The following is an 8,387-nucleotide window of genomic DNA, read 5'->3' on the forward strand; positions in this document are numbered from 1 at the left end:
AGCCATGGCGAACGCACGGGGACTGCACGCGCCGGAGAAGGTCGCCGACTACCGGGCCAGGGGCTGGTGGGGCGAGGACACCCTCGACGGGCTCTTCGCCGAGCGGGTGCGCGCCCGCGGGGACGCCCTCGCCGTCGTCGACCCCGCCAACCGCGAGGCGCTGCTCGGCTCGGCGCCGCGACGGCTGACGTGGCGCGAGCTCGACGACGAGGTCACGGCCCTCGCCGCGCGGCTGATGTCGCTCGGGCTCGTCCGAGGTGACGTGGTCGCGGTCCAGCTCGCCAACTCGGTCGAGCTCGTCGAGGTCTACCTCGCCGCCTGGCGCCTCGGCGTCGTCGTGTCGCCGTTGCCCGTGCAGCTGCGCGAGCGCGAGGTGGCCGCCATGTGCGCGAGGGCCGGCGTGACGGCATACCTCGGCAGTGCCCGGTTCGGTGACCGGGCCCTGGCCGTGAACGCGGCGACTGCGCTCGGTGGGGTGGAGTCGGTGCGGGCCGTCATCGCCTACGGCCCCGAGGAGGAGACGGCCGACGTGCCCATCGGCGTCCGCGTCTGGCACCCGGGCCCGGGCACGGACGCTGATCGCGAGGCGGTCGAGGCACGCGCCGCCGCCGACCCCAACGAGGCCAACGACGCCGTGACGATCTGCTGGACGTCGGGCACCGAGAGCGCGCCCAAGGGCGTCCCGCGCTGTCACATGGACTGGCTCGCCGTCGGGGTCGCGACCACCGAGGCGCCGCAGGTGACGGTCGACGACGTGCTGCTCAACCCCTTCCCGATGATCAACATGGCCGGCATCAGCGGGATGTTCCTGCCGTGGCTGCTCACGGGCTGCGTCCTCGTGCAGCACCACCCCTTCGACCTGCCGACGTTCCTCGGTCAGGTCGCCGTCGAGCGCGCCACCTACACGTGCGCGCCTCCCGCGCTGCTGTGGATGCTGCTCGGCAACGAGGCGCTGATGGCGACCGTCGACGTCAGCAGCCTGACCCGCATCGGCTCCGGCTCGGCGCCGCTGCAGCCCGCGATGGTGCGCGGCTGGCAGGAGCGGCACGGCATCAGCGTCATCAACTTCTTCGGGTCCAACGAGGGGATCGGCCTGCTGTCGAGTCCTGTTGACTTCCCCGACCCCGACGACCGCGCGCAGTTCTTCCCGCGGTTCGGCGCGCCGGGGGTCACGTGGTCGACCCGGGCCGGGGAGTGGACCGACACCCGGCTCGTCGACATCGTCACGGGCGAGGACGTCACCGAGCCCGGCCACCCGGGTGAGCTGCACATCAGCGGGCCGAGCGTCTTCGCCGGATACCTCCACGGCGAGGAGCTGCAGAGCCCCTTCGACGACCGCGGCTACCTGCGCACCGGGGACCTCTTCGAGATCGCGGGGGACCACGGACAGTTCCTCCGCTACCTCGACCGGGCCCGCGACCAGGTGATCCGCGGCGGCATGAACATCGCCCCGGCCGAGCTCGAGGGACTCATCGCCGACCACCCGGCCGTCGCCGACGTCGCCGTCATCGGCGACCCGGACGAGCGGCTCGGCGAGCGTGTCGCGGCCGTCGTCGTGCTGCGCCCGGGCACGAGCCTCACGCTCGACGAGCTCGTCGGGTGGCTGCGTGAGCGGAGCATCGCCTCGTTCAAGCTGCCCGAGCGGCTCGAGGTGCGCGACGAGCTCCCCCGCAACCCCGTCGGCAAGGTGCTCAAGCGGCTCCTGCGGCAACCTGACGCGCCCGCGGTCCGCGACCTCCCCGACGGTGGCGGAGCCGGGACGCCGGGGGCGAGCGGGTGACGCCGCAGGAGCTGCTCGCGGCGCTGCGGCTCCCCGTCGTGGCGGCGCCGATGTTCCTCGTCTCGGGGCCCGAGCTCGTCGTCGCGGCGGCCCGGGCGGGCATCCTCGGCGCTTTCCCGACGCAGAACTGCCGCACGCCTGAGCAGCTCGACGAGTGGCTCGGAGCGATCGCCTCGGGCTCGGGTGAGGCACCGTGGTCGGTCAACCTCGTCACGCACCGGAGCAACACGCGCCTGGCCGACGACCTCGCCCTCGTCGCGGCGCACCGACCGCCCGTCGTCATCACTGCGCTCGGCTCGCCGCGTCCGGTCATCGACACGGTCAAGGCGTACGGCGGGCTCGTCGTGGCCGACGTCATCGACCTCGTCCTCGCCCGCAAGGCGATCGCGGCGGGCGTCGACGGCCTCGCCTGCATCAGCGCCGGGGCCGGGGGACACACCGGGCACCTGTCGCCCTTTGCCTTCGTCTCCGCCGTGCGCGACCTCTTCGACGGTCTCGTCACCGTGGGCGGGGGCATCGCGGACGGTGCCGGCGTCGCCGGCGCCGTGGCCGCGGGTGCCGACCTCGTCTACATGGGCACCCGCTTCCTCGCGACGACGGAGAGCCGGGCCGCCGACGACTACAAGCAGATGGTCGTCGCGCACGGCCCCGACGACCTCGTCGTCAGCGACGGCATCACGGGAGCCGATGCGTCCTGGCTGCGGCCGAGCCTGCGGGCCCACGGGCTCGACCCCGACCACCTCGTGCACGACGGGGTCCGCAGCTACGACGCGGCCGAGTCACCGGCGAAGAAGTGGTCGCAGCTGTGGGCCGCCGGGCAGGGGCTCCAGAGCATCCGGTCGGTGCTCCCGGTCGCCGACGTCGTCGACGAGCTCGAGCGCGAGTTCCGGGCCGCCGCGGCACGCCTCGACCGCGTCGCCTTCCGCCGCCACTGACCGGGGCTGGGGATGTCGTCGGGTGGATGTCGCGGGCGGGTCGTAGGGTGTCGGCGTGACGACGGGACCGGCTGAGCAGACGACCTTTGCGGGCATGCCCACGCCGCTCTACTCCGGCTCGCCGTCGCGGCTGCTCGCGTGGCTCGACTGCCCGAGGCGCTACCGCATGCAGTACCTCGACCGACCCCGCCCACAGGCCCGTCCGCAGCGCGCCCACACCTCGGTCGGCATCGCGACCCACAACGCGCTCCGCGACTTCTGGGACCTCCCGGTGGGCCAGCGGACGCCGGCCGGCGTCGCCGAGCTAGTCCGCTCGTCGTGGATCGACGTGGGCTTCCGTGACCCCCAGCAGTCCGCCGGATGGCGGCTGCGGGTCCGCGACGCCGTCACCGAGTACCTCCGCTCCAGCGACCGTGACAACCAGCCCGTCGGCATCGAGCGCAGCGTCTCGCTCAAGACCGACGAGGTCGCCATCACGGGCCGCATCGACCGGCTCGACGACCGCGCGGGGGAGCTCGTCGTCGTCGACTACAAGACGGGCCGCCAGGTCCCCACCGACGACGACGCGCGCACCTCGCTGCCCCTCGCGTTGTATGCCGTCGCAGCCTCCCGGATGTTCCGCCGGCCGTGCCACCGGGTCGAGCTGCACCACGTGCCCTCCGGCACGATCGCCGCGCACGAGCACACCGACGAGTCCCTCGCGCGCAAGATCGCCGAGGCCGAGTCGATCGCCTCCGACCTGCGCCGGGCCGACGCCGAGTTCAAGGAGCTCGGCGTCGAGTCGACGAGGTTCGCGCCCCGCACCTCCGCGATCTGCTCGTGGTGCGACTTCCGAGCGCACTGCCCCGAGGGCCAGCAGATGGGCCCCGAGAAGTCCGACTGGGCCGGCCTCGAGCCCGCCGGCTACGAGACGACCCCACCGGAGCGCGACGATGCCTGAGCCCACCACTGAGCCCACCACTGAGCCCACCACTGAGCCCACCACCCGGTCCGCACCCGAGCGCGACCTGCGGCCGGCGTTCCTCGCGGCCACCGACCACGTCATCGCCATCCTGTCCCGGGACGACGTCGCCGCCGCCTGGCACCAGGCGAGCGCGCTGCCCGAGTGGAGCGTCGGCGGCCTCGTGGCCCACCTCGCGAGCCAGCCCGTCACGGCCCTGACCCTGCTGCGCGCCGATCCCGTGACCGACGCCATCCTGCTCGACGAGCACTACGCGCGGTCGGCATGGGTGTCAGGCGGCCTCGACGACGACGTCAACGTCTCCATCCGGTCCGGGAGCGACGAGCAGGCCGATGCCGGCCGCGACGCCGTCCTCGGGCGGGTCGTCGCAGCGCGGGCCGAGCTCCCCGACGTGCTCGCCGGCCAGCACGCCGACCGAGCCGTCCTCATCCCGTGGACGGGCTGGGCGCTGCGCCGCGACGACCTCCTCACCGGCCGGATGATGGAAATCGTCGTCCACGGTGAGGACGTCGCCGCGAGCGTCGGCTTCACCGCCCCGACGCTGTCCGACGAGGTGCTCGCGCCCGTCATGGCCCTGCTGACCCGACTGGCCGCGCGCCGGCACGGGCAGGGCGCCCTGGTGTCCGCTCTGTCACGTGCCGAGCGCGCCCCGCGAACGATCTCGGCCTTCTGACCTCGTCGCAGGCCGGAGACCCGACCCGGCAATGTCGGCGTCAGTGCCACCGACCCCCGTAGGTGGTTACTGTCGTGCCATGCCAGACCTGTCGTCGATCCGCAGGGCCTATGCACGTGGAGGGCTGCCGGGGGTCCTGAGGGCCACCCGGGCCTGGACGTCGCGACTGGTGCGGTCACGCACCGCCTCGCCCGGGCCGCCGGCACGTCCTGCACCCTCGGCGTCGGTCCCGCCGGCAGAGGTGAAACCTGGTGCAGCGGGCGCCGTCACGGCACAGACCGTCGACCTGGACGGGGCCAACGCGTTCTTCGAGAAGCGACGCGCAGCCTATGAGACCCTGGCCGACGCCGTGGCGCCGTACCTACCGACCGACGGCGTCCTCTTCGACGTCGGAGCCAATGTCGGCTTCTTCACGAAGGTGCTGGTCGAGCGAACCGGCTTCTCGGGTCGCGCTCACCTGTTCGAGCCCGTGCCCAACCTGGCCGAGCTCTGTGCCCGGACGGCGGGCGAGCTGCCCTGCGATGCGACGGTCCACCGCATCGGCCTGAGCGACGCCGACTCGCACCTGGAGATCTTCGTCTCGAGCGATGGCAACCTCGGCTGGAACACCATGGTCGAGAAGAAGGCACACGGCAAGGCGATGATCCCCGTCGACATCGAGGTCGCCCGGTTCGACGGTCTCGCGATCACGGACGTGCCCGACCTCGTCAAGATCGACGTCGAAGGTGCGGAGTACCGCGTGCTCGCAGGGATGTTGCCGTCCATCGCGCTGTGGTCACCACTGCCGGTCATCCTCTGCGAGGTCGGTTGGGGTGCCGGGCACCCGGAGTGGCCCCAGGAGCTTGCAGCCTTCGACGCGCTGAAAGCGCTCGGCTACGGGACCACGCTGGTGAACGGCGACGAGGTGGACGTCCGCGACCTGCGGAGCACGACGGACGTCCTGTTCATCCCGGGCCCCCGCGCCTGACACACTGTCGGGCATGGGGACCCGCAGCCGCAGCAGCGACGTGAAGAGGGCACCGACCGTCGTGGCCCTGGCCAACCAGAAGGGCGGCGTCGCCAAGACGACGTCGGTCGCGAGCATCGGCGCCGCGCTCGCCGAGCTCGGGCAGCGCGTCCTCCTCGTCGACCTCGACCCGCAGGCCTGCCTCACCTTCTCGCTGGGCGTCGACCCCGACACCGTCGAGCGGTCGATCCACGACGTCCTCACCGGCTCCGCCGAGCTCGGTGACGTCGTCGTCACGTGCGAGGAGGGCATCGACCTCGTGCCATCGGCGATCGACCTCGCGGGCGCCGAGGCCATGCTGCTGCCGCGACCCGGTCGCGAGTACGTCCTGCGCTCGGCCCTCGAAGGCGCCGACACGGCATACGACGTCGTGCTGCTCGACTGCTCGCCGAGCCTCGGGGTGCTGACGCTCAACGCGCTGACGGCCGCCGACGCCCTCATCATCCCGATGCCCTGCGAGATGCTCAGCCACCGCGGCGTCGGACAGCTGCTCGACACCGTCGCCGACGTGCAGAAGATCCTCAACCGCGACCTGGAGGTGTGGGGCATCCTGCCGACCCTCTTCGACGGTCGCAGCAACCACGCGCGCGAGGTGCTCGCCGACGTGGGGGAGCGCTACGACCTGCCCGTCCTCGAGCCACCGATCCCCAAGACCGTGCGCTTCGCGGAGGCGCCCGCCGTCGGCCGCTCGATCCTCACGACGGCCCGCACGTCGAAGGGCGCGCAGGCCTACCGCGAGGTCGCCGCCTCGCTGCTCGCGAGGCTGTGAGCAAGGTCCCAGACGTTCGACCGGACCCGCCGACGGGGAATGAATCGTGGTGAGGGCGCGCTGCACCTGAGAGCGTCGCCACCCACCACGAAGGAGAATCCCCTTGATTTCCACCCCCGCACTGGTCGCACCGAGCGCCGGAGCCGCCTTCGAGGCCCGGACCGTCGAGCACCGCGACCTGCGAGACGACGACGTCCTCATCGACATCAAGTTCGCCGGCATCTGCCACAGCGACATCCACCAGGTCCGCGAGGAGTGGGGCAGCGCGATCTTCCCCATGGTCCCCGGCCACGAGATCGCCGGTGTCGTGTCCGCCGTCGGTGACGGTGTCACGAAGTACCAGGTCGGCGACCGCGTCGGTGTCGGCTGCATGGTCGACTCGTGCGGCGAGTGCGAGTTCTGCAAGGACGGCGAGGAGCAGTTCTGCTCCAAGGGCGCGGTCATGACCTACAACGGCAAGGGCTACGACGGCGAGCCGACCAAGGGTGGCTACGCCCAGCAGGTCGTCGTCTCCGAGCGCTTCGCCGTCGGCATCCCCGACGGCATCGAGCTCGACGTCGCCGCCCCGCTGCTCTGCGCCGGGATCACCGTGTGGTCCCCGCTGAAGCGCTGGGGCGCCGGCCCCGGCAAGAAGGTCGCCGTCATCGGGCTCGGCGGCCTGGGCCACATGGCCGTCAAGCTCGCCGCTGCCATGGGCGCCGAGGTCAGCGTGCTCAGCCGCACCGACGCCAAGAAGGGCGACGGCGAGGCGCTCGGCGCGACGCACTACTTCGCGACCGGCGACGAGGGTGTCCTCAAGGGCCTCAAGGGGACCTTCGACATCATCATCAACACGGTGAGCGCCGACCTGCCGATGCAGACCTACATCGGCCTGCTGCGCCCGCTCGGTGTCATCGCCAACGTCGGGCTGCCCACGGGCAACTACGACTTCGCGCCCGGTGCCGTCGTCGGAGGCAGCCGCGTCGTGGCCGGCTCGAACATCGGCGGAATCCCCGCGACCGCCGAGATGCTGGCCTTCTGCGCCGAGCACGGCATCGGCGCGTCGGTCGAGACGATCTCGGCCGACGAGGTCGACGCGGCCTACGACCGCGTCGTGGCCGGCGACGTGCGCTACCGCTTCGTCATCGACACCGCGACGATCAACGCCTGATCCAACCGTCGCCCCACCGAGGGCGTAGGCCGTACGGCCGGGTCCCACGAGGGCCCGGCCGTCCGCGTTCCCGGAGTCACCTGCCCCTCGAGGCGTGGGTGGCGACGTCAGTCGGCTGCGGCTGATGGTGTGGCCGTCGGGTCGAGGGCGGGGAGGCCGTCGATGGAGGTGGCGTTCTTCGTCGCACGGTAGGTCGCCAGGCCCTCGTCACCCCGGTTGCCCGCCCACCGGGTCAGTAGGTCCCGGTCGCTCTCGTGGCTCATGAACGGCACGGCATAGCCGCACGAGTCTGAGACGCGTTCGACGTCGATGACGACGACTCCCCGGGCACCGGGGTGTTCGGCGAAGAGTCCACGGTACGAGTCGAACTCGCTGTGACCGAGCGCCACGTAGCGACCGGTCCCGTGCAGCCGCACGATGTTCGGCGGCCCCTCGAACGCGCAGAACATGACGGTGATGCGACCGTTCTCGCGCAGGTGGGCCACGGTCTCGGAGCCGCTGCCCGTGAGGTCGAGATAGGCGACCTCGTGCTCGCCGAGCACCGCGAAGGTGCCGTCGAGGCCCTTGGGGGAGAGGTTGACGTGCCCGTCGGACGCGAGCGGCGCCGTCGCGACGAAGAAGAGGTGCTGCGCCTCGATGAAGGCGCGCAGGCGCTCGTCGATCCGATCGTGCAGCTTCATGGGTGGGCCTCCTCGGTGCCGGCGTCTCGCCCCAGCGTAGGAGCCCGTCACGACGCCGACCCGGGCTGACCGCAGCGTGGACCCGACCGGGTGTGCGGGCGGCCACATGGGTGTGCGAAGGCCCGGGCGGACACCGTGTGGTGTCGGCCCGGGCCTCTCACGTGCTGGATGCGACGTCAGCCGATGTGGCTCGACGTCGCGCCGTCACTCGGCAGCGGCTGTCGCGGGCGCGGACTCGCCGTGACCCGCACCACCGCGGCCGGCACCGCCACGACGGCGACGGCGCGGCGGACGCGACCCACCCTCGGCGGCGTCGGACCCACCGTCGGGGCCGTTGCCGGCAGGAGCCGACGACTCGGAGCCACCGGCCTCGCCTGCGGCACCGGCGGCTGCAGCGCCGGCGCCACGGGTGCGACGGCGGTTGCGGCTGCGG

9 protein-coding genes are annotated in these 8,387 nt (G+C 72.3%); 8 read left to right on the plus strand and 1 reads right to left on the minus strand.

The features are described from left to right. The first annotated feature begins 4 nt into the window (after positions 1–4). The 7 genes from AC1DW8_RS19585 to AC1DW8_RS19615 all read left to right on the plus strand — a co-directional run bounded on the left by AC1DW8_RS19585 (position 5) and on the right by AC1DW8_RS19615 (position 7,274). The gene (locus AC1DW8_RS19585) at positions 5–1,780 is read left to right on the plus strand and encodes a class I adenylate-forming enzyme family protein (RefSeq protein ID WP_478095572.1); all 1,776 of its coding nucleotides are present in this window, start codon (positions 5–7) and stop codon (positions 1,778–1,780) included. Next, positions 1,777–2,715 carry an NAD(P)H-dependent flavin oxidoreductase gene (locus AC1DW8_RS19590; protein WP_478095573.1) on the plus strand — a complete coding sequence of 313 codons (939 nt, stop codon included), beginning with the start codon at positions 1,777–1,779 and terminating at the stop codon, positions 2,713–2,715. Before AC1DW8_RS19585 ends, AC1DW8_RS19590 begins: the two co-directional genes overlap by 4 nt. 55 nt (positions 2,716–2,770) lie before the next feature. Continuing rightward, on the plus strand, positions 2,771–3,655 hold the full coding sequence (locus AC1DW8_RS19595) for a RecB family exonuclease (RefSeq protein ID WP_235508477.1): 885 nt from the start codon (positions 2,771–2,773) through the stop codon (positions 3,653–3,655). Beyond that, positions 3,648–4,349, plus strand: coding sequence for a maleylpyruvate isomerase N-terminal domain-containing protein (locus AC1DW8_RS19600; RefSeq protein ID WP_478095574.1), 702 nt, complete (start codon positions 3,648–3,650; stop codon positions 4,347–4,349). Before AC1DW8_RS19595 ends, AC1DW8_RS19600 begins: the two co-directional genes overlap by 8 nt. Before the next feature lie 241 nt (positions 4,350–4,590). Next, positions 4,591–5,316 (plus strand): FkbM family methyltransferase, encoded by a 726-nt coding sequence (locus AC1DW8_RS19605; RefSeq protein ID WP_478095575.1) that lies wholly within the window; start codon positions 4,591–4,593, stop codon positions 5,314–5,316. 13 nt (positions 5,317–5,329) lie between these two features. Then, positions 5,330–6,124, plus strand: a complete 795-nt coding sequence (locus tag AC1DW8_RS19610; protein WP_056770777.1) for a ParA family protein — start codon at positions 5,330–5,332, stop codon at positions 6,122–6,124. Between the two features lie 103 nt (positions 6,125–6,227). After that, positions 6,228–7,274 carry an NAD(P)-dependent alcohol dehydrogenase gene (locus AC1DW8_RS19615; protein ID WP_056770774.1) on the plus strand — a complete coding sequence of 349 codons (1,047 nt, stop codon included), beginning with the start codon at positions 6,228–6,230 and terminating at the stop codon, positions 7,272–7,274. Positions 7,275–7,381: 107 nt separating this feature from the next. On the opposite strand, the gene AC1DW8_RS19620 is transcribed toward AC1DW8_RS19615, so the two are convergent. Beyond that, positions 7,382–7,954, minus strand: a complete 573-nt coding sequence (locus AC1DW8_RS19620; protein WP_056770772.1) for a pyridoxamine 5'-phosphate oxidase family protein — start codon at positions 7,952–7,954, stop codon at positions 7,382–7,384. A 240-nt stretch (positions 7,955–8,194) separates the two neighbouring features. On the opposite strand from AC1DW8_RS19620, the gene AC1DW8_RS19625 reads away from it, so the two are divergent. After that, the coding region (locus AC1DW8_RS19625) for a hypothetical protein (RefSeq protein ID WP_478095576.1) at positions 8,195–8,387 on the plus strand (193 nt) is incomplete at its 3' end.

The organism is Terrabacter sp. P2_E3 (assembly GCF_056403915.1).

Excerpts from the sequence above, each read along its gene's own strand:
- AC1DW8_RS19600 (WP_478095574.1), top strand. The coding sequence starts at position 3,648 with ATGCCTGAGCCCACCACTGAGCCCACCACTGAGCCCACCACTGAGCCC.
- AC1DW8_RS19620 (WP_056770772.1), bottom strand. The coding sequence starts at position 7,954 with ATGAAGCTGCACGATCGGATCGACGAGCGCCTGCGCGCCTTCATCGAG.
- AC1DW8_RS19585 (WP_478095572.1), top strand. The coding sequence starts at position 5 with ATGGCGAACGCACGGGGACTGCACGCGCCGGAGAAGGTCGCCGACTAC.
- AC1DW8_RS19610 (WP_056770777.1), top strand. The coding sequence starts at position 5,330 with ATGGGGACCCGCAGCCGCAGCAGCGACGTGAAGAGGGCACCGACCGTC.